The sequence below is a fragment of the Natrialba aegyptia DSM 13077 genome (genome assembly GCF_000337535.1).
Taxonomy (GTDB): domain Archaea; phylum Halobacteriota; class Halobacteria; order Halobacteriales; family Natrialbaceae; genus Natrialba; species Natrialba aegyptia.
Window position 1 is genome coordinate 14,629 of the sequence record NZ_AOIP01000062.1, and the last position, 22,335, is coordinate 36,963.

At 62.6% G+C, this 22,335-nt stretch carries 16 protein-coding genes; 8 read left to right on the plus strand and 8 right to left on the minus strand.

Features of this window, described 5'->3' with window-relative positions:
• The first annotated feature begins 6 nt into the window (after window positions 1-6).
• Genes C480_RS20850 through C480_RS20860 form a run of 3 tightly spaced genes read left to right on the plus strand, consistent with a single transcriptional unit; the run spans window position 7 to window position 4,597 of the window.
• Window positions 7-1,716: a family 20 glycosylhydrolase gene (locus C480_RS20850; protein WP_006667647.1), complete on the plus strand. Its 1,710-nt coding sequence runs from the start codon at window positions 7-9 to the stop codon at window positions 1,714-1,716.
• A gap of 46 nt (window positions 1,717-1,762) precedes the next feature.
• Window positions 1,763-3,811, plus strand: coding sequence for an alpha/beta hydrolase family protein (locus tag C480_RS20855; RefSeq protein ID WP_006667648.1), 2,049 nt, complete (start codon window positions 1,763-1,765; stop codon window positions 3,809-3,811).
• A gap of 24 nt (window positions 3,812-3,835) precedes the next feature.
• On the plus strand, window positions 3,836-4,597 hold the full coding sequence (locus tag C480_RS20860; protein ID WP_006667649.1) for a sugar phosphate isomerase/epimerase family protein: 762 nt from the start codon (window positions 3,836-3,838) through the stop codon (window positions 4,595-4,597).
• Between the two features lie 59 nt (window positions 4,598-4,656).
• Here C480_RS20860 and C480_RS20865 read toward each other — a convergent pair whose 3' ends face one another.
• Entirely contained in the window at window positions 4,657-8,412 is a 3,756-nt protein-coding gene (locus tag C480_RS20865; RefSeq protein WP_241433904.1) for a heparinase II/III family protein, read from the minus strand.
• A gap of 193 nt (window positions 8,413-8,605) precedes the next feature.
• Between C480_RS20865 and C480_RS20870 the strand changes: the two genes are divergently transcribed.
• Entirely contained in the window at window positions 8,606-9,817 is a 1,212-nt protein-coding gene (locus C480_RS20870; RefSeq protein ID WP_006667651.1) for an aminotransferase class V-fold PLP-dependent enzyme, read from the plus strand.
• A 57-nt stretch (window positions 9,818-9,874) separates the two neighbouring features.
• Here the strand turns inward: C480_RS20870 and C480_RS20875 are convergent, their stop codons facing one another.
• The 4 genes from C480_RS20875 to C480_RS20890 form a co-directional block, all read right to left on the minus strand.
• Window positions 9,875-10,990, minus strand: a complete 1,116-nt coding sequence (locus C480_RS20875; RefSeq protein WP_006667652.1) for an ABC transporter permease — start codon at window positions 10,988-10,990, stop codon at window positions 9,875-9,877.
• Window positions 10,977-11,999, minus strand: a complete 1,023-nt coding sequence (locus C480_RS20880) for an ABC transporter permease (RefSeq protein WP_006667653.1) — start codon at window positions 11,997-11,999, stop codon at window positions 10,977-10,979. Before C480_RS20880 ends, C480_RS20875 begins: the two co-directional genes overlap by 14 nt.
• Before the next feature lie 73 nt (window positions 12,000-12,072).
• Window positions 12,073-12,294 (minus strand): hypothetical protein, encoded by a 222-nt coding sequence (locus C480_RS20885; protein ID WP_006667654.1) that lies wholly within the window; start codon window positions 12,292-12,294, stop codon window positions 12,073-12,075.
• Window positions 12,295-12,338: 44 nt separating this feature from the next.
• On the minus strand, window positions 12,339-14,531 hold the full coding sequence (locus tag C480_RS20890) for an ABC transporter ATP-binding protein (protein ID WP_006667655.1): 2,193 nt from the start codon (window positions 14,529-14,531) through the stop codon (window positions 12,339-12,341).
• A gap of 193 nt (window positions 14,532-14,724) precedes the next feature.
• Between C480_RS20890 and C480_RS20895 the strand changes: the two genes are divergently transcribed.
• From C480_RS20895 to C480_RS20905, 3 genes are all read left to right on the plus strand, one after another.
• A complete protein-coding gene (locus C480_RS20895) occupies window positions 14,725-14,985 on the plus strand; it encodes a hypothetical protein (protein ID WP_006667656.1) in 261 nt (86 codons plus the stop codon).
• Window positions 14,986-15,205: 220 nt separating this feature from the next.
• Complete coding sequence (locus C480_RS20900; RefSeq protein ID WP_241433905.1) at window positions 15,206-17,053, plus strand: ABC transporter substrate-binding protein; 1,848 nt, start codon at window positions 15,206-15,208, stop codon at window positions 17,051-17,053.
• 125 nt (window positions 17,054-17,178) lie between these two features.
• Window positions 17,179-18,135 (plus strand): Gfo/Idh/MocA family protein, encoded by a 957-nt coding sequence (locus C480_RS20905; protein ID WP_006667658.1) that lies wholly within the window; start codon window positions 17,179-17,181, stop codon window positions 18,133-18,135.
• Window positions 18,136-18,915: 780 nt separating this feature from the next.
• Here C480_RS20905 and C480_RS20910 read toward each other — a convergent pair.
• On the minus strand, window positions 18,916-20,013 hold the full coding sequence (locus C480_RS20910; protein WP_006667659.1) for a Gfo/Idh/MocA family protein: 1,098 nt from the start codon (window positions 20,011-20,013) through the stop codon (window positions 18,916-18,918).
• Window positions 20,010-20,741, minus strand: coding sequence for a fumarylacetoacetate hydrolase family protein (locus C480_RS20915; RefSeq protein ID WP_006667660.1), 732 nt, complete (start codon window positions 20,739-20,741; stop codon window positions 20,010-20,012). The genes C480_RS20910 and C480_RS20915 overlap by 4 nt, the downstream gene beginning before the upstream one ends.
• A 57-nt stretch (window positions 20,742-20,798) precedes the next feature.
• On the opposite strand from C480_RS20915, the gene C480_RS24640 reads away from it, so the two are divergent.
• Window positions 20,799-20,921 carry a hypothetical protein gene (locus tag C480_RS24640; protein ID WP_275040292.1) on the plus strand — a complete coding sequence of 41 codons (123 nt, stop codon included), beginning with the start codon at window positions 20,799-20,801 and terminating at the stop codon, window positions 20,919-20,921.
• Between the two features lie 290 nt (window positions 20,922-21,211).
• Here the strand turns inward: C480_RS24640 and C480_RS20920 are convergent, their stop codons facing one another.
• Window positions 21,212-22,321, minus strand: a complete 1,110-nt coding sequence (locus C480_RS20920) for a mandelate racemase/muconate lactonizing enzyme family protein (RefSeq protein ID WP_006667661.1) — start codon at window positions 22,319-22,321, stop codon at window positions 21,212-21,214.
• Between the last annotated feature and the right edge of the window lie 14 nt (window positions 22,322-22,335).

Sequence of the window (22,335 nt, forward strand, 5' to 3'; positions counted from 1 at the left end):
CATCACATGCCTTCACGCGAACTCGACATCGTCCCCCGACCGCGTCGAGCGGACCTGACCGGCGAGGCGGTCCGTCTCGAGGCCCCATTCATGGTTGGAACGGACAACGATGCGGGTGCGGTCGTCGCGCTGCTGTCGGACCTCCTCGAGCGCGAGACGAACGAACGGGTTGTCAGGTCGAACGAGGAATCGGACGTTCGGCTGACGATCGACGACGCTGCCTCGAGTTTGGTCGACGACTCGGAAGGGTACGTCCTCGAGGCCGACGGGAACGGGATCATCGTTCGATCGCCGACGGCCGACGGCCTTCGACACGGCTGTCAGACCATCGTCGGGGGTCTCGAACGGCGTAATGGGGACTGGCGGTTTCCGGCCGGCGAGATCCGAGACTGGCCCGCGACCCGGTGGCGAGGGTTCATGCTCGATCCGGCGCGGGGTATTCTCCCGCTCGAACGCGTCAAACGGCGGATCGACCAGGCCGCCCGGGCGAAGCTGAATCGACTTCACCTCCATCTGCTCGATCACGAATCGTACGCCCTCGAGTCCGAGGCGTTTCCCGAACTGAACCGCGGCCCCGACGGCGAGAATCGACCGGCGTACTCCTCCGAAGAGATCGAGGACCTGATCGAGTACGCCGGCCGCCGCGGGATCGAAATTCTCCCCGAGGTCGACGTTCCCGGCCACGCCGGTCACGTCCTCGAGACGTATCCCGAACTTCAGTGCACCGTCGAGGATGGCAAGCCTAGCGACGGGACGTTGTGTCTCGGAACGACGCGGACGGACGAGTTCGTGGAGACGCTGCTCGGGGAAGTGATCGAGCTGTTCCCCTTCGAGACGGTCCACGTCGGTGGCGACGAGTGGGCGATGAACTGCTCGTGGAACGAGTGCTCGCGGTGCCGAGAACGGATGGTCCGCGAGGGGTCGGAGACGGTCGCCGAGCACTTCTACGAGTTCGTCCGCCGGCTCCACGAGACGCTCGAGGCGAACGACCGCCGGCTGATGTGCTGGAACGACCAGATCGATATCGCCGAAGCGCCGGACGTGCCGCGGGACGCGCTGGTGCAGTTCTGGCGCGTCGCCGGGAATGGACGCGGTCCCGTCGAGGGGTGCAGCCTCGAGCGGTTCCTCGAGGAGGAGTTCGAGGTCGTCAACTCGTACGTCTACGCAGCCTACGTCAACGGATGGATCTCGGAAGAATATCTGCTCGGCTGGGAACCGCGGAGTCGCCCGTCCATTCCGGACGAACGAGCGGAACAGGTGATCGGCGGCGAACTCCTGGCGTGGGAGCCCGCTGCCGAGGAAACCCGCGAGTACTTCGAACGCGCGCTTCCGTCGGCGATTCCCGTCTTTGCCGACCGACTCTGGAACCCCGACCCGATCGCGGACCGTCGATCGTTCGCGACAGCGCTGACGCGACACGCGCTCGGCCCGTTCGTCCCCGCTGGCTTCGATATCTACCGCGAACTCGGCGGGATGATCATCCCGACGGAGGGGGAGAACGCCCCCTCACCGCCGGCCCACGCGCACCGCTCGTTCAGGGATCGGTCCCCGCGCGAGGCCCGCGACGACTACGAAGACACCCTCGAGACGCTCGGGTCGCTTTCGGAAGCGGATGAGGTGGTCTATCCGGAGACGGCGGCGGCGTACCGAGACTGTCTCGAGTGGCTCGTCGGGGTCGCCGACCGGGAGGGGCGCGGCGTGATCGACCGCCCCTGAGGACCCGAACTTATAATCCGTCCTACTGCTAGTATCGGACCGTTCAATGAGACAGTTCGACGAGAACGTCGACGGCTACTACGACGTAGAGAACCAGCTGCCGCGGTACCTCCGGCGGCTGGCCGAACCGCAATTCGAGCGCGGCGACGAGCGTCGGGAGGCAATCGACTCGGTCGCGGCGGCCGAGGAACACCGCGAGCGTGTCCGCAAGGACTTCCTCGAGGCGATCGGAGGCCTGCCCGAGGAGCGGACGGACCTGAACGCGACGCGGACCGGTCGACTCGAGTACGACGGGTACGCGGTTGAGACGGTGATTTTCGAAAGTCTCCCCGGCTTTCACGTGACGACGAACGTCTACGTCCCTGAGAGTGCTTCTGCCGACGATCCTCGTCCTGCGGTCCTGTTCGTCTGCGGCCACGCCGCCACCGCGAAGACCGCCGACGGCTACCAGCAGGGGTGTATCGACCTCGCGCGCAACGGCTTCGTCGTCCTCGCGATGGATCCGATCGGCCAAGGCGAGCGCCACCAGTTCTACGACCCCGAGGCGGAGGCGATTCCAATCTCCGATGACTCGCGGGACTACCCGCGGGTGAACACGCTCGAGCACACCTACCTCGCCCGTCAGTGTATGTTCGCCGGCGCGAACGTCGCGCGCTACTTCGTCTGGGACGGGATCCGCGCGCTTGACTACCTCGAGTCCCGCCCTGAGGTCGACGCCGACCGCCTCGGCGTGACCGGCAACTCCGGCGGCGGGATGCAGACCAGCTACCTCATGCTGGCCGACGACCGGATCGCCGCCGCCGCGCCGTGCTGTTTTATCACCTCGAAGGAGGCCTACATGCGGACCGGGCAAGGTCAGGACGGCGAGCAGATCATCCACCGCGCGATCGATCGCGGCCCCCGCTACGACGACTTCCTGCTGGCGTTCGCACCGAAGCCCGCGCTGATCGGGGCCTCGCAGTCCGATTTCCTCTGCATTGAGGGCACCCACCAGTCCTACGAGCGCGCCTCGAGTCTGTACAACCTCTACGAGGCGGGCGACGCGCTCGAGTTGACGGTCGCCGACTCGACCCACGGGTTCGGCCCGGAGTTACGCGAGGCGACGGTCAACTGGTTCCGACGGCACTTGGCCGGGGAGCCGCCGACGTTCGAGACAGACGATCCCTCGACCGAGGATCGGGAGCGACTTCGGTGCACCGAGGCCGGCGAGGTCAGGGATGCATATCCCGACGGCCGAACTGTCGTTGATCTCAACCGGGAGTTCCTCGCAGAGACCGCTCCGGAGGCGGCGACGGCTCCGACGGTCGATGACACGGACAACTACACCTGCCAGCTCCGCGAACGCCTCGTCGACCGGTTCGATCTCGAGCGCGACCGACCCGATCTGTACCCGCGGACGATCGAGACCGAGCGCAACGGCGACGTAACGTGGGAGAAAGTGTTTTTCCCGAGCGAGCGGGAGGTCATCGTCACGGCGATCGTCGCGACCGTCGACGACGGCGGAACCGAGGAGCCGCTCGTCCTGCTGCTCGAGGAGGGGACCGACGAGATTGAGGAGCGCCGCGAGGAGGTCGCGGCGCTCGCGCGCAAACACGGCACCGTCGTCGTCACCGACCCTCGCGGCGTCGGGGGCGTTTGCGCACGCGACGTCAACACGCGGCTGCAGAACGGCGGCGACTACTACGACTACCATGGCACCGTGTACAAGCTCGCCTCCGACGCGCTGATGCTCGGCACGTCACTGCTCGCGCTGCAGACGTTCGACATCCTCCGTACGATCGAGTACCTCCGCTCTCGACTCGACGAGGGTAACACGGAACTCGCGATCGAGGGTCGCGGTCCGTGGGGGATCCAGGCATTGCTCACGGCGGTCATCGAGCCGTCGATCCGGACGGTATCAGCCGTCGAACCGTTCCCCTCGTTCCACGAGCAGGCTACAACCGCGGAGATTCCGGTCGATCACCGGCTGAACGTCCACGGGATCGTCGGTGAGTTCGATATTCCGCAACTGCTGCCGGCACTCGAGGACCGCGACATCGACTGGGACGGCGACCTCTCGCGGTACCGCCGCCCGTCGGCCGACGAAACAGTTTAGCCCGCTCGCACTCACGCGTTTCTCATGCAGATCGGACTCTGTACGATCTCGAACCAGGACGCGAGCGTCGATGCCGTAATTCGCCAGGCCGGCGAGACGGGCTACGACGGCGTCGAAGTGTGGGGCAAAGACCATGTCGACAATGGCGATCCGGAGACGTGTCGGTCAATCCGCGAGACCGCCCGCGAAGCGGACATCGAGATCCCTGTCTACAGTTCGTACCTGCGCGTCGGCTCACCCGACTTCGGCGAGACGGTCGAGCGTGAACTCGAGATCGCGCGTCGACTGGACGCGGACCTGATCCGCGTCTGGGCCGGCAGCCAGGAGTACGGTAACCACGACGAGGCACACTGGGAGCAGGCGGTTGCGGATCTTGAGCGGACGAGCCGCCTCGCGGCCGATCGGGGGATCGACGTCACAGTCGAGAAGCACGCGAACACGCTCACGAACGACGGCGAAGGCGCGCGACGGCTTCTCGAGGCGGTCGACCGCGAGAACTGCTGGCTCAATTGGCAGCCCACGTTCTCGATGGAGCCCGACGAGCTGGTCGAGACGGCCCGCAACCTCGCGCCGCTCTCGAATAACGTACACGTCCAGGCGGTTCCGAAACGGGGCTCCCGCGACCGTTGCCCGCTCGAAGACGCTTTCTTCGACCTCGAGGAACTGCTCGGGATCTTCGAGGACGCCAGCTTCTCCGGCTTCGTAAACGTCGAGTTCGTCGCCGACGATCGCCCCTACCGCCGGGCGATCGAGACCGACCTCGAGTACCTCCGTCGAATGTCGTAGGAAGCCGTTCTCGGGTCGAAAAAGCGCGTCTCGAAACGACCAGGGAGGAGAGATGAGGGTTACTCCCGCGACCAGGTCGACGTCAGCGGGATTCTGATGTCGTCGTTCTCCGTAATGATGTGCTCGTAACCGCCGTCCTCGAGCTGGTCCGGATCCTCGAACTGCCGGACGAGTGTCCGCTCGCCGACATCGATGGTCACCGTGTTCCCGTTACCGGTCTCCAGGTCCTCGATCGGGTACGCACCGTTGTCGGGGGCTCGCGGTCCCTCGAGGATGGGAATCTCCGAGGTTGGTGGTCCACGCCACTGGTTCGAATCGTCATTGTCGACGTAGACGAACCCCGCGTGCCGATCGAGTTCGTCTCGGTCGTTTGCAATTCGGAGGTCGAGTTCGTTCTCGAGGCTCATGCCGCGCGTGAAGTCCTCGATGAATCCTCGCACCTGTCCGGTCGATTCCTGCACGAGCGGCTCGCCGCCGACGGGGGCGAGCAGCGTCCCGTCGTGGACGTACGCGTACTCGGGTTGGCCGTCCTCGAGCGAGTAGACGCCGAAGAAGCCCTGGAACCTGAACGTGTCGTCGACGGTGACCGGGTTCGGTTGCCCGTCCGTACGGACGACGTAGTCGGTGCGTCCGGTCGCGAGTTCGAGTTTGAGGGCGCGACTCTTATCGCCGGTGACCGGAACGTCCTCGATCGATTCGACGACGCGGTCGCCTTCGTAGTGCTCGAGTACGGATGTGAACGTCGTCTCGAGGTCCGTACCGTGCCGGCTGAGGAACACGTAGCGCAGACTGTCTTCCGGGGCGGTGCTTTCCGGACTGTGCGGCGGGTAGCCGTCAGCGAGGGTAACTTCGTCGAACTCGCCGAACGATGTTAGACGCAGGTGGACGTCCTCGGCGTCGTCGTCGCGGCGGTTAAAGTGGTCCGCGACGTCCCAGTCGACGACAACCTGCCGGTCGGGATCAGCGTCGCGCTCGACGGTATCGAAGTAGTTGAAGCCGGAGCCCGCCGAGTTCGGCGAGCGAGCCTGGTTATAGTTGTCGTCGGCGTACGGGACATCCGGGCCAGCTAACGTTCCGCCGTTCTGGGCGTCGAGCTCGAGTCCCTCGGTAGAGACATCCGCCTCCGTCGCATGGAAACTGAAGCGGTGATCGTCGCCGCCGTCGACGTGGAAGAAGTCGATTGCGTAGGAGTGCTCCTCGTCAACCGTGATCGTGGCGATCGTCCGCCGGTATTCGTCGGTTTCCTCGTAGACGTGGGGTGCTTCAACGTCGACCAGGCTCACCCGCTCGTCGTTCCCGTCGAAGTGGCGCGGGACGCCGACCCAGTGGTGGTCCTGTCCGCGCTCGTCGACCACAACCGTGTTGTGGCTGATCGTATTGTCCGTGAAGAACAGCCGCGGCGGGTGGTCGCCGGTCGCCTCTGGATAGCCGAGGTCGCGCGAGAGCTCCATCTCGTTGGCCGCGACGCCGATCTGTAACGCGTCCCGATGGGCGTGGGTCGTCCCGCCGGCCCCGTTCCCGTTACGACCGTAGTACATCCAGACGGCGCGCTTGGCGTTCCCCATCTCGTCAGCAGCGTCCCGCTGTTCCCGGTCGCCCTCGTCGAGCACCGTCAGGTAGTATAGCGCCATGCTGTACCCGTTCGCGTCCTCGTTACGGCCGATACACTCCCAGCGCATCTCGTTGGTGCCCGCCTGGAGGTCGAGCGGGTACGCGAGCGTCTCCTGCCCGGTCCCGTCGGCCATGAAGTCGACCGTGGCGATGTACTCGTCGTTGACGTACAGCTCGTAGATCCCGTACGTATCGACGAACAGCGTCTCGATCTCGAGTTCGTACTCCGCCGCCTCGTCGACGTCGAACTCGAAGGACCACCACTCGCCGGCCTTGGTCGCCTCGAACTGGATGGCTTCCTCGAAGCTGTCGTCGACGGGTGCGGAGGCCTCGACGAACAGCGCAGAGGTGTCGTGGGTCTCGCCGATGGACCCGATCTCGTGATTTGTGCCGTCGCGAAGCGCGGCGAAGCCGAACCCGGCGAGGTTCTGACTAGACAGGTCGAGCGGTCCGTCCGCGTCGATGACCGCTTGGATATCGTCGGCAAGCCCCTCGGGTTCGGCTTCGTAGATCGATCCCCGGATGCCAGCCGTCGAGTAGCCGTTCGAGTAGTGCCAGAGCTTGGCAAAGATCGGCCGTTCCGTCGTCTCGTACCCTTCGGACACCGCGCTCTGGCTCCACTCGGTTCTCGAGGGGTGGTGGGTATCGCCGAGTGCGGGCGAGAACTCGTCGAGCAGGAGCAGGTCGGCATTGATCTTGAGTGCGTTCTGGAACTTCGGGTGCTGGTAGAGGTCGGCGCCATCGAACCCGTCGTACCCCTCCAGGTTCTCGGCCACCTGCTGGATCGACGACATCCGGATCCGGTTGTACCCCAGCGATCCCTCGTGCCAGTAGCCGTCGCGATCGCACTCGTCGACGATCGGTGCGAGCACGTTCCCGCCGGTCGTGTACCAGTTCTCGGGCTCTTCGTTCCACTGATCGCCGTCGAAATACTCGTCGCCGGGCTGGAATACCCACTCGAGCGCCTCTCGCGTGTAGCCGTTCTCGCGGGTGTCGTCCTGGACGCGCGCGGAGATCGTAACCGCCGACAGCTGTCCTCGCCCCGGAGCCATGTCCGATTCCTTCGCAGCCGGAAGCATCTCTTGGAGGTAGTTCTCCTCGATGTTCTCGCGGATCTTCGCGACCGAGTCCTTCTCCGGCAGGTCGGGATACTCGTCGGTTTTGGTCTCGAGGAAGTCAACCACTGCGTCCGCGGCCTCGGCATCATCAAGTGCGGGGAAGAACGCGTCGTAGGCGACCAGCAGATTGCGTGCAAGATTGCCTTCCCAGTGGGAGCCGATGATACGACCGGTCTGGCGGCCGCCGGAATTGTTCCAGAAGCCGTGTTCTCCGCGCTGGTAGTCCCAGATCGTCATCTCGGGGTAGACATCGGCGATCCGGTCGAGGACGACCAGGCCGGCGATCGCGTATTCCGACTCCTCGGTGAGCAGGTACGCGTCGACGAGGGCGTTGACGAGTCGTCTGATCCCGCCGGGTCGCCACGTGAACCAGTGGTTGTAGTACGCGACGAAGTTCCAGCGGTTCCCCGCGCCACCGCCGAGATCGTCGTCCTGGTCGTGCCAGCCCCAGCCGTCGTCGACGCCCCAGCCCTCGCCCATCTCGGGGTGTTCCTCGTTGACCAGCAGGGAATCGTCGGCCAGCTCAGGATCGAACATGCCGCGGTCGTCCAGCCCGCTGTTCCGGTAGGCCCCGAAGTCGTTCGTCGGCACGATCAGGTTCTCCTCTCCGTGGGGGTTCTCAACCGTCGTCTCGATCTTCCAGAGACGGTCCGTTCCGGGCTGGCTGTGTCCGCCAAGGATGCGGCGCTCGAACGTCTCGCCGCCGCCGCGAGGGATCTTCTGGGACGTGACCAGCTTCCAGAGGCTCTCGAGGTCCGGCCCATATTGTTCGAGGCGCGTGTCGGCCTCGCTGACCGCGCTGTCGCGCTGGCTCTCGGCCCAGTCGTACCGATCGATATTCGTCTGCGCGTTCGTCCGCATCTTCTCGGTCCACATCGTTGGCCGAGTCTTCAGGTGATACCACTCGTCGTTCTCGGCCGCTGCGGCGGTGTCGCCGATCGAGACGAGTCCGCCGAGCGCTCCGGCACCCGTTGTCGCAAGTATCGATCGTCGCGACAGATCAAACGCATCCCCGCTATTGGCTACCGAACACAATCGCTCTCGAGACCAGGGGCTATCGACCTGGTCACGTATGTCTCGTGTCATCAATGATCACATCACCGTAACCAATAAAATAAGCTTCGGTTACATAAGTCCTGAGTGAAATTTACCGACCACTGGGTCGCTTCGCGAACCGATCTCCATTGGGAATTGAACCCCCACCCGACGGCGGAAGGTTTTTCCGGTCCGTTTTCGAACCGAGTAAGTATGTCAGTTCGATCGCAGTCGGTGATTCGGAGTGCCTGACAAGGCGACGATCTACGACGATCTCGAGGTCCCGACCGTCATCAACGCGACCGGGACGAAGACCCGCATCAGCGGGTCGCTGATGCGCGAGGAGGCGGCGGACGCGATGCGCGACGCCTCCCGTTCGTTCGTCCGCATCTCGGACCTGCAACAGCGCGCCTCGGAACTCGTCGCCGAGGCGACCAGCGCCGACGCCGGCTACGTCACTAGCGGTGCGAGCGCCGCGCTGTCGATGGCCGCCGCGGCGTGTCTTTCCGGAGACGATCTCGAGGTGATGGCTCGACTCCCCGATACCGAGGGTGTGGCGGACGAGATCGTCATGCCGCGGACCCACCGGAACGGCTACGATCACGCCCTTCGCCTGCCCGGAGCGACGATTGTCGACATCGGGACGAACGACCACCACCTCGGCACCGGCTCGGAAAACGTCGAGCCCTGGGAGATCGAGGCAGCCATCACGAACGACACCGCCGCCGTCGCCTACATGGAGAAACCCTACACGCAGCCACCGCTCGAAACGGTCTGCGAGATTGCCCACGACCAGGACGTGCCGGTCATCGTCGACGCGGCGGCGGAGCTCCCGCCGGCCGAGAACCTCTCGCGATTCGTCGAGCAGGGCGCTGATCTCGTCGCGTTCAGCGGCGGGAAGGCAATTCGTGGCCCCCAGTCAACGGGCATCCTCGCCGGCGACGAAGCGTTGATCCGATCAGTCGCCTGCCAGCACCTCGACATGCACGCGGCCGACGCAGTGTACGATCCGCCAGCCGATCTTCTTGCCACTGACGAGCTACCGGGCGTGCCACGCCAGGGAATCGGTCGTTCGATGAAAGTCGGCAAGGAGGAAATCGTCGGCCTGATCCGCGCGCTCGAGTTGTTCCTCGAGGAGGACCACGGGGACTGCCTCCGAAAATGGAACGAGCGGGCGGAACATCTCGCAGCGGAACTTGCCGATATCACGGGACTCGAGACGCAACTCGAGGGCGGGGACAAGACCGACGCCGTCGCCCAGGTGGTTGCGACCGTCGACTCGGGCCGCGCGGCGACCGACGCGACGAGACTCGTCGAATCGCTCCGGCGAGAGACCCCGCGCGTGTTCGTCGGCGCCGATCGATTGGACGCCGAGGAGTTCACGGTCAACCCGATGTGTCTCACCGACGAGGAGGCCGACTACGTGGTCGATCGCATTCGGGCGACGCTCTCGTAGGCGAGCGAACTCGCTTGAACGGCTCGAAATTCTACGATGAACGGGGAACAGGACTGATCAGTTGATCTGCTCTTCGTCGCTGCCGACCTTCTTCGCGTGTCGGGCCCTGATACGCGGGTTGAACACGCGGTCCATACCCTGTGCAAAGAGGATCAACCCAAACGAGAGAACAACGACCGCGGCCATCGGCCAGAAGATCTGGTAGAAGTTACTCAGGTTGACCAGCGCGTGGGCCTCGGAGTACGCGGTGTCCATCATGATTCCCCAGTTCGCGGTCGTAAGCGGGAGGACACCGAGGAAGTACAGCGCGACGGAGCCGAACACGACCTGGCGGCCCGCGTTGGCGAAGTTGATGAGGATGTACGGCATCAACTGTGGCGAGATGTCCCTGGCAAGGATCGTCCGCGAGGGCAGGCCCATCGTCCGGGAGGCCTCGACGTACGACTCCTCACGGAGGGTCAGAACCTGGGAGCGAAGTGCCCGCGCGAGCCCCGGCCAGGCGTCGATCGCCAGCACGACCCCGATGAGCCACGCCTGGCGAGGAGACCAGATCGCTACGATCACGATGAGCAGCGGCAGGCCGGGCATCGTCATGACGATGTCCGTGATGTACATGAGGAACTCGTCCGTCTTTCCGCCCTTGTAGCCGGCCGTGATCCCAAAGATCGCGGCGAGACCGACAGAGACGATCGCGCCGGCGACCACCATCTCTAGCATGTCCGGCGTCGCGTGGATGAGGTTGCGTCCGATCGGCGTCCCGTAGTTGTCGGCGCCGAGCGGATACCGGATGTCGATCCCCGGGACGGAGATCGGCCCCATGGACAGCTGGTGGTCGACGCCGATATCGATCCAGCCACCCTCCTCCCAGAGGGCGGCGACGCCACCGTCGAACGGCTGGAGGTTGTTCGGTGCCTGGTTCGTCGCCGGCGGCGTGACCAGTCGCGGCCCAATCGTCCCGAAGAAGACGAACAGGGTGACGACCAAGATTCCGATTCGCGTTCGCCAGTCGTCCCAGGCGACCCGTCCCGGCGCGAGGAAGTACGCATCCAAGATCCGCTCGAATCGTTCCCGTCTCGAGAGGGAAACGATGTCATCCTCGGCGAGGTGGCCGAACAGTTGTTCATCCGTGAGCTGTTCGTCCGTTTCGAAACCTGATTCGTTAGTATGACTCACTGTGATCACCTGAACCGATCCGTGGGTCGACGAGTCCGTACGTGAACTCGGCGATGAGGATGCCGATGAGCGTGACGATCGTGAAGAAGAGGAACGACCCCATCAACAGTGGATAGTCCCGACGCATGACCGCGTCGTAGGTGTACCAGCCGACACCGGGATACGTGAAGATGAACTCGAGTAAGACGCTGCTCGAGAACACCGTGGCAATGCCGATCATCATCTGGGTGTACAGCGGCAGGATCGCGTTGCGCGCAACGTAGCGGGTCGCGATACGCGTCGAACTGATCCCACGAAGTCGCGCGACCCGGAGGTAATCCTCTCCCAGGATTCGAATGGAGTTCCCTCGCATCGAGAGGGCACCGCCGCCGAACCCGACGATGAAACTAGACATCACCGGCAGGACGGCGTGGTAGGAGATACTCGCCATGAACCGGACGTTTAGACCCGTCTGTAGATCCGTGTTATACCGGCCGCCGGTCGGGAAGAGCCCGAGTTCGTAGCCGAAGAATGCCAGGAAGAGGATCGCGCCGACGTAGTACGGCACCGAGTTCAGGAACGTCGCGAGCACGGTCGCGTAGTTGTCGAAACGCGAGCCTTCCTTGTAGGCCATTGCCGCTCCGAGGAGGATGTTCGTCGTGTAGCCGAGCGCCAGGCCGTAGACGCTGATGAAGATCGACCATGGCATCGCCGTGAACAGGATGTCAAACACGGGTTCGTTGTAGAAGTACGACTGGCCGAAGTCCTGGTAGAGAATGATATCCTGCAGGTACTCGGCGTACTGGACGTACCACGGCTGGTCCGGATTGAACCCGATGTGCTGTTCGACCATCGCGTCGAGCACTTCGGGATCAGCCGTCCCGCCACCCGCTTCCATATCTGCCTCGAACTGGGCGCGCATCGCCTGGGAGGGATTGCCCGGCATGAGCCGAAAGAGCGCAAACGTGATCGTCGTCACGGAGACGAGCGTCACAGCTGCGTGAACGACCCGCTTGACAAAGTATCTCATCTACTATGGTATGGTATCTCGTTCCAGTGGTGATATATTTTGTCCTTCTGTGAATTTTCGCATCCGCAGGACACTACCGACACCGCCACAAGAGCCCGCCGCTCAGTGCCGTGAGGGCGGAGAGTCCTGCGACGTTCATGAATGCAACGACGAACGTCTCACTGCCCGAGTCGGCGACGACGAGCCAGATGATCATGAGCCCGAGCAGACCGGACGAGAACGTAAACAGCATCCGCCACGCGCTCTCGTAATCACAGAGGTGATCGAGGTACGTCTTGTCGTATTTTCTGCTCATCTACCTCTGCGATATCGTCACGGTAGCAAAAATCTTCGGTCGATTCAGTCGGCTTTGCTCTCCGTCTTGAGCGAGACGGTGTCGCTTTCGACCGGTTCGCTCGCCCAGTACTCGTGATCGTCGTCCTCGCGGAAGCAGGCGACGCGAGCGGCCCCTTCGGTGTCTTGCAGTTCGGGAACCTCTCGGGTACAGACCTCGCGGGCATCAGGACACCGCGTCTGGAACGGACAGCCGCTCGGCGGGTCGGTCGGGTCCGGAATGTCGATCTCTCGGATCGGCGGATCAGTGGCGTTCGCTTCCTTGGCCTCGTCCGGATCGAGCGGTGGCGTCGCCCACCGGAGCACCTTGGTGTAGGGGTGTTTCGGGTCGTGGATGATCTCCTGTGCCGGCCCGATCTCGACGAGGTTGCCGAGATACATGATGCCGATCCGTCCGTCGGACTTCTCGGTGAGATAGCGTGCGTTCGAGAAGTCGTGAGAGATGAATAGGTACGACGTGTCGAACATCTCCTGGAGGTCGAGCATCAGGTCCATCATCTCGACCCGCAAGGAGACATCGAGCGCGCTTACTGCCTCGTCGGCGAGAATGAGGTCAGGACTCATCAGGAGCGCGCGGACGAGGACGACGCGCTGTTTCTCGCCGCCGCTGAGCTGGTGGGGGAATCGCGCCGCGTAGTCCTCAGGCGGCTTCATGCCGACGCGCTTGAGCAGATTATAGATCACCGTTTCCCGGTCGCTCGGACCGAGGTCCGGCCGCCACCGCTTCAGCGGCGCCGACAGGCTCGCACGGACCGTCCGGGAAGAGTTCAGCGAACTTCCCGGATCCTGGTGGACGATCTGGAGGGCGCGCCGGATGTCGTCGAACTCGTAGTCACCGCTCCCGGCTTTCGCCTCCCAGACGTCCTGACCGCGGTAGCTGACGGAGCCAGCCGTCGGCTCCTGGAGTCCGATCACGGTCTTTCCGAGGGTCGTCTTCCCGCACCCGGATTCGCCGACGAGGGCGACGACCTCGTTTTCCCGCAGCTCGATCGACACGTCGTTGACCGCCCGGACCACGCTCTCCTTGCCGAACAGTTCGTCGATGAGTCCCGTCTGTTCGAAGTGGACGTCGACGTCGTCCAGCGAGACAACGGTCTCCTCCTCGGACTCGAACGCCGCGGTGGACTCCGGAAATTCATCCGGATCGACGCCGAGTGCGTACTCGATCTCGTCGCCCGACTGTTCCCAGTGGAAGCAGGCTGCCCCTCGTTCCTCGGAGAACTCGTGATAGTCGGGATCCGCCTGCGTGCACTCCACGGTCGCGAGCGGACAGCGCGGATGATACGAACACCCGCTCGGTGCGTCGACCGGGTCCGGACTCTCGCCCTCGATCGGGTGCATATCCTCCAACGATGCGTCCACGCTCGGCACCGACTTTAACAGTGCCCGCGTGTAGGGATGAGCGGCGTCGCGAATGACTTGCTCGCTCGGACCGTACTCGACGAACTCGAAGGCGTACATGACGGCGAGCCGATCAGCCAGTCCGGCGACGAGCGGCAGATCATGGGTAATAAAGACGATTGTCAGGTCGTATTCCTCCTGGAGGTTCCCCAGGAGACTCATGATTGATCGCTGCATGAGTAGGTCCAGGGCCGCGGTCGGCTCGTCCATCACGAGGACCTTCGGCTCGAGAATCAGGCTCAGTGCGATGAGCGTCCGCTGTTTCATCCCACCGGACAGTTCGTGCGGGTACGAGTCGAAGACCCGCTCTGGATCGAGATAGAGATCCGCGAGCAACTGCCACCCGTGCTCCATCCGCTCTTCGATGTCCTCCCCATGGGCTCTGATCGTCTCCTCGAAATGTTCCCGGATCTTCATCGTCGGGTTGAACGAACTCATCGCTCCCTGGAACACCATCGAGATTTCCTCCCAGCGGAACCGTTCGAGTTGGGATTCGCTCAGCGAAAGCACGTCGACGGGTTCGCCGTCGGGCGGGTGGTAGATGATCTCGCCGGATGTCTGGCCGGGGTCGACGACAGCGTTGAGCAGAGCCGACGCGAACATCGACTTGCCGCTCCCGCTCTCGCCGACGATGCCGAGCATCTCATCCCGGTGGACATCGAATCTCACGCCATCGAGGACACGAGAGGTGCCCCGTTCCATGTCGAAGGTCACGTCCACGTCGCGTACCTCAAGGATGACGTCGTGCGAGCTACGGTCGTCGTGCGTAATCTCGAGTTCTGTTTCGGTTCGCGTCATGGTTCAGCTACCGGCCATCGGTCGCTTCTCGTCTCTCGGTTCTTCGGCGGACTGGTACATCGGTATTTCACTGTGACATGGTTTGTCACAACACATATTAATCTTTGCGACGATCGATCTCGTCTCGCCGACCGAACTCGATAACGGCGTACAAAGTTTTATATCGAATCTTACAGAACGTAGAGCAGACACAATGGCAACCGCTTCGGAGAGCGACCCGAGTCAGACGGACGAACCACTGTACAGGATTCTCAAGATACTTCGGGGATCGCTCCTGCTGTCGATCGTGGCGATCGGCGTCCTCCTGCTGCTCATCGGCGCCGTTTTCGAGCTCCCCTTCCGGTTCACTAGTCAGGACGGTGTCATCGCTGGGATACTCGGCGTGTTTGGGATCACTGCAATCGTCTCCGCGGGATCGTTTTACGTGCTGTTGACGTGGTTTCGACGGGACTGATCCGGCGTCTATCCGGTCTAGCGTCGGGAGTCGGCGGGAAACCCGTAATTCTGCCACTAGCGAGTGAATGGATAACTGATACCGCGTATATTTTCCCGCAGGTTGTGATGACATTGCGGCGTGAAACGGGGTCACGTCTCTCCGAAGTGAATGTACTGTCGGTCCGAACGTGCGAACCCGAGAAAAATATTTAACCTATGACTTGTAATGATAGTTTTGTATGCCAAGTAGTGACAGACACGGAACCGTGGACTCTGCCGAAGAGTTCCTGACGCGGCGACAGATGCTCGCCGCGAGTTCGGCGATGGTCGCGGCGGGGGTCGCTGGCTGCATGGGTGGTGAAAAAGAAGGCAGAGGAGAAGGTGGGATCTCCTCGTGGCAGCCGACGATCCCGGACGAGATCAATTTCAATTCCTGGGCGACGGGATACCCGTGGTCGCAGTCGTGGATGCTCCTCGAGCCGGTTCAGCGATTTTATGCTGACGGCTCGATGACGCTCGAGCAGATCAGCGATTGGGAGTACGATCCGGACGAACAGGCGGTAACCGTAGAGTTCGAGGAGGGCTGGTACTGGTGGAACGGCGACCAGGTCACCGCCGAGGACAAGTACTGGTACGAGGAGTGCGCTCGCCTCTTCCAGGGAGACGGCAGCGACATCGAGGAACTAATTCTCGAAGACGAGATGACACTCACCCGGGTGTACAAGGAACCCCAGAACCCCGAGTTGGTCCAGTACCAGCTGGGTGGCTACCTCGGCGAGATGCAACGCGTCCATCGGGACAAGTTCAAGCCGTGGGCGGAAGAACTCCAGGATGCGGCGGACCACGACGAACGGCTGGAGATTCAAGAGGAGATGGCTGAGGAGATGCCGCTGCATATCTCGACGGTCATGGACGAAGGACTCGGGAACGGGCCGTTCGAGATCGTCGACTACGACACGGAGGGGATCTACTGCGAACTGTTTGAGGACCACCCCTACGCCGACGAGATCGAAATCGACGAGTTCGAGTTCGTACTCGCACAGGACGACGCCCTCGCGCAGCGGATTCAGGGCGGCGTCGTCGACTTCGGTTTCGGATTGCTCCAGCAGTGGGTCGGCGAAGGAACGGCGCCCAACTCCATGGACAACATCACCGTCTACAACGATACGTTCATGCGAAAACTCGAGTTCTTTGGGCAGGGGCCAGGAGCTGAACACCTCCGCCGACGTGAGGTTCGACGAGCGATCGCGCACGTCCTGAACCTCGAACACATCTCGACGAACTACAATACCGAGAGCGTCCCACGGGAGGCACAGACCGGACTCCCATCGGCGGTAACCGAGAACTGGCTCGACGATAGCTACGTCGAGTCCTATATCGATTATCCGGTTCAGGATGACGAGGAGCGCGCGACGGAACTGATGGAACAAGCCGGATACGAACTCAGGGGCGACGAATGGGTCGACGAGGACGGCGATCTCGTCTCACTGCAGCTGGTCCTCCCGGACTTCCGGACGAACCTCGCCCGAACAATCTCCGATCAACTCATCAACTTCGGCTTCGAGATCGATTTCAACGTCCTTGAGTCGGCGACGTACAACGATCGGAAATCGAACAACGTCGACTTCGACCTGACGATCGAGAATCACGGCGGACAGATCGCACACCCGTTCTACTACTTCCGGCACAACCACACGGCGGGCAACGAGCTCGGCGAAACTGTCGACATCGAGCAGGCGCTCGACGCTGGCGAGACGAGATCACCGTATAACGGCCGCGAGATCGTCGTCGAGGTGCCGACGGAGGTCGGCCAGGAGGATCTCTCCGGGTCGACCGAGGAGGTCAATCTCTTCGAACTCGACCAGGAGTGGCGAAGCGTCAATGACGAACAGCGCAACCAGGAGATCGCCGAGACGTTCTCGTGGTACTGGAACTTCCATCTGCCCGGAGTCAACCTCGTCGAGGTGCAGACCGGAACCTTCGGCAACACCCAAGACTACGATTTCAACACTGAGACCAATGACTGGGAGGCGTACCGCGGTGCGTACCGTGGCCTGAAGCGCGGCCACATCTCCCCGTCGGACTAGCAAGTCCCGGCGGTCGAACGACTACGCCACCCGCCGTTTCGATCCGCAACCCGCTTTCGGGCCCGCCGATCGGCAAATCTCGTCGGGCGGCACGCTTATTTGTATTCGAATGGGTTATTGCTGGTATGGATCTCGCCTGCGTCGGCGCCGGCATCATGGGCCAGCGCCTGCTCGAACAGTTCGACCATCACGACAACGTCCGTATCGTGGCGATCTGCGATCTCGACGAGGAAGCCGCTCGCGAAGCGGCGGAAACGCGTGGCGCGACGGTATACACGGATCATAATCGGCTCTACCAGAACGAATCGCTCGACGCCGTCGTTCTGGCGATCCCGTCGTTCGCACACACCGACCAGGCGATCGGTGCCGCCAAGCGCGGCCTCGACTTGTTTGTCGAAAAACCGGTCGCGCGGACGACCGAGAAGGCTGCAGAAATTCGCACCGCGATCGAGAAGCACGGTGTTATCTCCCAGTCGGGCTACCTCTCCCGGTACTCGCCGTTGGTCGACCGCGCCGAGGAGGTGATCAGCGACCGGACGGTCAGCCTCATCGAGGGTCGTTACTGGGGCGGAGTCCCCGGGCGCGAGTGGGGGCGGGAGAAGACCAAGTCCGGCGGGAGCACGGTCCAACTGTCGACGCATATCTTTGACCTCGTTCGCTACTTCGGGGGTGAGGTCGATCATCTCGCCGCTGTCGGCGGCTCGCGAGTGAATCTCGAGTCGATTGACTTCGAGGACGTCAACTCGACCACGATGAAACACGAGAACGGGATCGTCAGCTACGTCTCGACGAACTGCCTGACATCGGTCGGCCGCAAACTCGAGTTGGCCGGCGAGGAATTCGCCCTCGAAATCGATTTCACTCACCAGACGCTCACCGGAGAAATCGACAACGAGTCGATCCAGTACGAACCTGACGACGCCGCGTCGTCGCTACGCCGCGAAGTGGATGCGTTCGTCGACGCCGTCACCGGGCGAGACGAGTCATCTATCCGGACCGACTACGCCGACGCCGCACGAACTCTCGAGTTGACCTTGGCCGCGAACGAGGCGATCGAAACCGGCGAACCAGTCTCGCTCTGATGGGTCTATCAGATTTCGGTCCGCTCCTGTGATTCGATATCGCTCGAGGAACTCGACCGTCGGCCACCGGGTGTCCTCGTTCGACCGAGATGGCGTTTTACAGTGCTAAACAGAACCGTTCGTTGCACTACGGCTGCAGACGCCAGCACCTCAAATACAGTGTATAGTTGTAATGATGAGCTGAGATTCGTTCGACACAAGTATCAAATTTCGACGTGTATCGCGATATGTTACGGGAGTACAGTTGTAAAATACCCACTAAATGAATATATTCTGTCTACTTCCAGATAGATATGTAATGTGTTTTTCGAGACACGAGTTTAATATCACTAAACAGAATATGATAGTGAACGAAGATTAGTTACTTCGAATATGTGACGAAGTAGCTATGGACTCATTCACTATTACTCGATATATTTCACAAGTTTAGGTAAGTAATGGATATCAAGGGTAGAACGTTTCATTTTGAAGAGTAACGAAAGCGGTAAGCCATGATCTGGCCGAGTCGGTAGTTCTATAGGAGACAAATCGGTGCCAGAAACGACTGGTCCGCATTTGAGGAGATCAACCAGGCTTCACTGAGAAGTCGATTTCCCTACATGTTTCCCGCTTGGGTTCACAGGCAAGGAGTTCAAGCGGCCGATCGTACCAGGGGCCCGATCGGCCCACACAAGCGGGCGACCGCGGCACCATTTAAGAGCGAAATTTGATGTGTTTAGCGGCTACGATTCGGCACGGTTTCGTGCGTCGGGTTCCGGGCCGAACCGGGCGATTCGGCCATCACCAGGAGGTGATCCTCACGTCGCGGAGTGGCCGGTCAAGCGGGATCGACACGTCCCCGCCGGTGTAGTGGGAGATGTAGAATCCGACGATGATCTCCAGCGACCGGGCGGCCTCCCGACCCGGCGACCGGTTCGTCGCCTCGCCGTCGAGAAGTTCGACGACATGGCTCGCCGCGTTGCTAAACGCCGACTCGTAGTCGTCTTCCCACGTCCACGCGCCCTCGATGCCGGGCAGCGGTTCCTCGACGTGCTCGCCGTCCTCCAGCGACCAGTAGCGCCACTCTCCGTCGTCGTTGTTCATGTACAGTTTCCCCTCGGTCCCGACGAACGAGAGGGTCATCGAGGAGTCGTTCCGGGGAATGGTGCAGTCTATCGTGGTGAACGTGCCGTCGTCCATGAGGGCATAGCCACCGCCCGCAGCGTCATCGACGGCCCTGCCGGCATCGAGAGAGTTGACCGCCTCGTTCTCCCCGGAGATGTAGCCGGACACCCGGTCGGCACGGGCGTCCAACAGGTAGACCAGCGTGTCGAGCAGGTGCGTCGAGTTCCGAAGCAGTTCCATCCGAAACTGGCTCGACACCGAGTGAACGTCGCCCAGCAGGCCCTTTTCTTGGACCAGTTCGTGGAGCCGCCGAAGCTTGTCGGTGAACCGGAACGAGTGGTTCACGAGGAGCTCCGCATCGGCGTCATCACAGGCCTCAATCATCTCCTCGGCGTCGGAGACGGCAGAGGAAATCGGCTTCTCGCACCAGATCACATCCGGGTCCGTCTCGGATTTGACAGCGCCGACGACGTGGTCGCGGTGCAGGAACGACGGCGTACATACCGACACAACGTCTAGGTCCTCGGCAGCCAGCATCGCATCGTGGCCCTCATAGCGGCGCTCGGACGGGATACCCCACGCCTCGCCGAATTTATGGAGGCTCTCCTCGTCGATGTCGGCGACTGCGACGAGTTCGACGCCCGGCGTCTCGTCGTAGCCACCCGCGTGGCTGGCGCGGATCTTCTCCTGTCCGATGGCCTCCTCGTCGTGCATCCCGAGGATGCCCATCCCGGCGATCCCGCCGGTACCGATGATCCCGGCTCGGTACGTCATTGTCGGGTGAACTCGTTTTCCAGCACGCCGACGCCCTCGACCTCGACCTCGACGATGTCTCCGTCCGAGATCGGGCCGACGCCCGCGGGCGTCCCGGTTGAAATCACATCGCCCGACTCCAGCGTCATGTACGCCGTGATCTCGGCGATCAACTCCTCGACGGAGAAGATGAACTGGTCGCGGCCGGAGTCCTGGCGGACCTCGCCGTTCACGCGCAGTTCGATGCCCGCGTCGTCGGGCACCGCCTCCGTCGGCGCCACGACCGGGCCGATCGGCGCGGCGTTGTCGAACGCCTTCCCGCGGACCCAGTTCTGCTCGACGCGCTGGTCGTCGCGATTCGACACGTCGTTGAGGCAGGTAAACCCCTCGACGGCGTCCATCGCTTCGCTCTCGGGGACGTTGCGGCACTGCTCGCCGATTACGACGCCCAGTTCGGCCTCCCACTCAACCGTCTCCTTGCCCTGCGGGAGCGAGATTGTGTCGCCGTGGCCAGACACGGTATTCGGCGGCTTCAGGAACAGCATCGGCCGGTCGGGCAGTTCCATCCCCTCCTCCTCGGCGTGGTCGGCGTAGTTGAGGCCGACGCAGACGATCTTGCTCGGCTCGACCGGGGGTAGTACGTCGACCTCGGCGGGGTCGTACGTCCGTCCGCCGAACTCGATTCCGTCGTCCGTCCAGAAGCCGGTCCGTACGCTCCCCGCTGGGTCGCTGAATCGAACTCGTCGCATACGGTGTGAATCAGTACCAACCGTCAAAAGCGTTCTGATGACAGCATCGCTCGCCGGTTGCAACGGACGATAGAGCCGTCGTCGATGCTCGACGCCTCGTTCGACGTCGACGACCCGACGGCGTCGCTCAAGGCGTTCGTGAACGTCGGGACCTGCAAGCGGGTGTTCTCGTTCGGTTGACTGCTACGCCCCCACTCTGGGACGCGGTTCGACGGTGTCCAATGAAGTTGGAAATGACGAAACACGCCCGAACGGCGTCCGACACCGTCGATCGCGAAATGCGAGATGTTCCGTTATGTCTATCTCTGAACGCGGCCGCGGGATTACGAGCATATGGTTGTAATTTCCGAGGACCAGCCCGTGTGGGCTCGTCCCACATCTTGTCCAATATTGTTAAATAAAGATATAAAGAACGCTTTCGTATCCCTTGGTGTTCTCTACCACTGAATTTGACCGATTGCCGTCGTGGATCAATCCACCCTGTACTCACCCGCCCCCTCGAAGGTCATCCCGTGGCCCGGCCGGGCCGGCGGCCGGATCTCGCCGTCCTCGACCGGAAGGGGGTCGGCGAGCAGCTCGTCCAACACGGTCGAATGGTGCTCGATGTAGGGGACGTTGTCGACGGCACGTGCGAGATGGGCGTGGAGCGGTTCGATGTAGTGGGGCGACACGGCGAGGCCGGTCGCGGCCGCCTGCTCGGCGACGTTCATCCACGGCGTGATCCCACCCACGCGGCAGACGTCGGGCTGGACGTAATCCACCGCGTCCTGCGCGATCGCCTGCCGGAACTGCGTCTCGTTGTAGAAGTTCTCGCCGGTGGCGATCGGGACATCGATTCGTTCCCGGAGATCGGCATACGACACGTAGTCGCCCTTGGGGAGCGGTTCCTCCAGCCAGGTTATCGCGACATCGTCCAGGCGCCCGGTCAGGTCCCGCGCCTGGGGTATCGTGTACGAGCAGTTGGCGTCGAGCATCAGGTCCAGGTCGGCCGGGAGCGCGTCCCGGACGGCCCGCACGCGCTCGACATCGCGGTCGACCGACGATCCAACCTTCATTTTCATCCCCGCGAACCCATCCTCGGCAATCCTCCGCGCGTTCTCGACGAGGGTATCGGCGTCGTACTGGAGCCAGCCACCGTCCGTCTCGTACATCCGTACCGCCTCCCGGCTCCCGCCGAGCAATTCACATAGCGGGAGCCCCGTGACCTTCCCGAGTAGGTCCCAGACGGCGACATCGACGGCCGCGACGGCGAACTCGCTGATGCCCTCCCGTCCGATGAACGTCGTCTCCCCGCGCAGGTTCGAGCGCACGGTCCGCGGGGCGACTGGCTGTCCCTCCAGTAGCGGGACGAGTTCGTCGTCGAGGAACTGCTTCGTCGCCGCGCCGCCGCGGCCGATGGTGTAGGTGAATCCGAGGCCGCGGTGGCCGTCCTCCGATTCCAGGGTGATTGCGATGACCTCCAGCGTGTCGAACGACTGCGTGGCGTCCTCCAGTGCCTGGTCGTTCGGCACGCGGTAGAGGTTGGTATCGGCTGTGCGTATCGTATTCGTCGCCGTCCAGCTCATGGCTCGTTCGGACATCGCCTCCTCGGTAC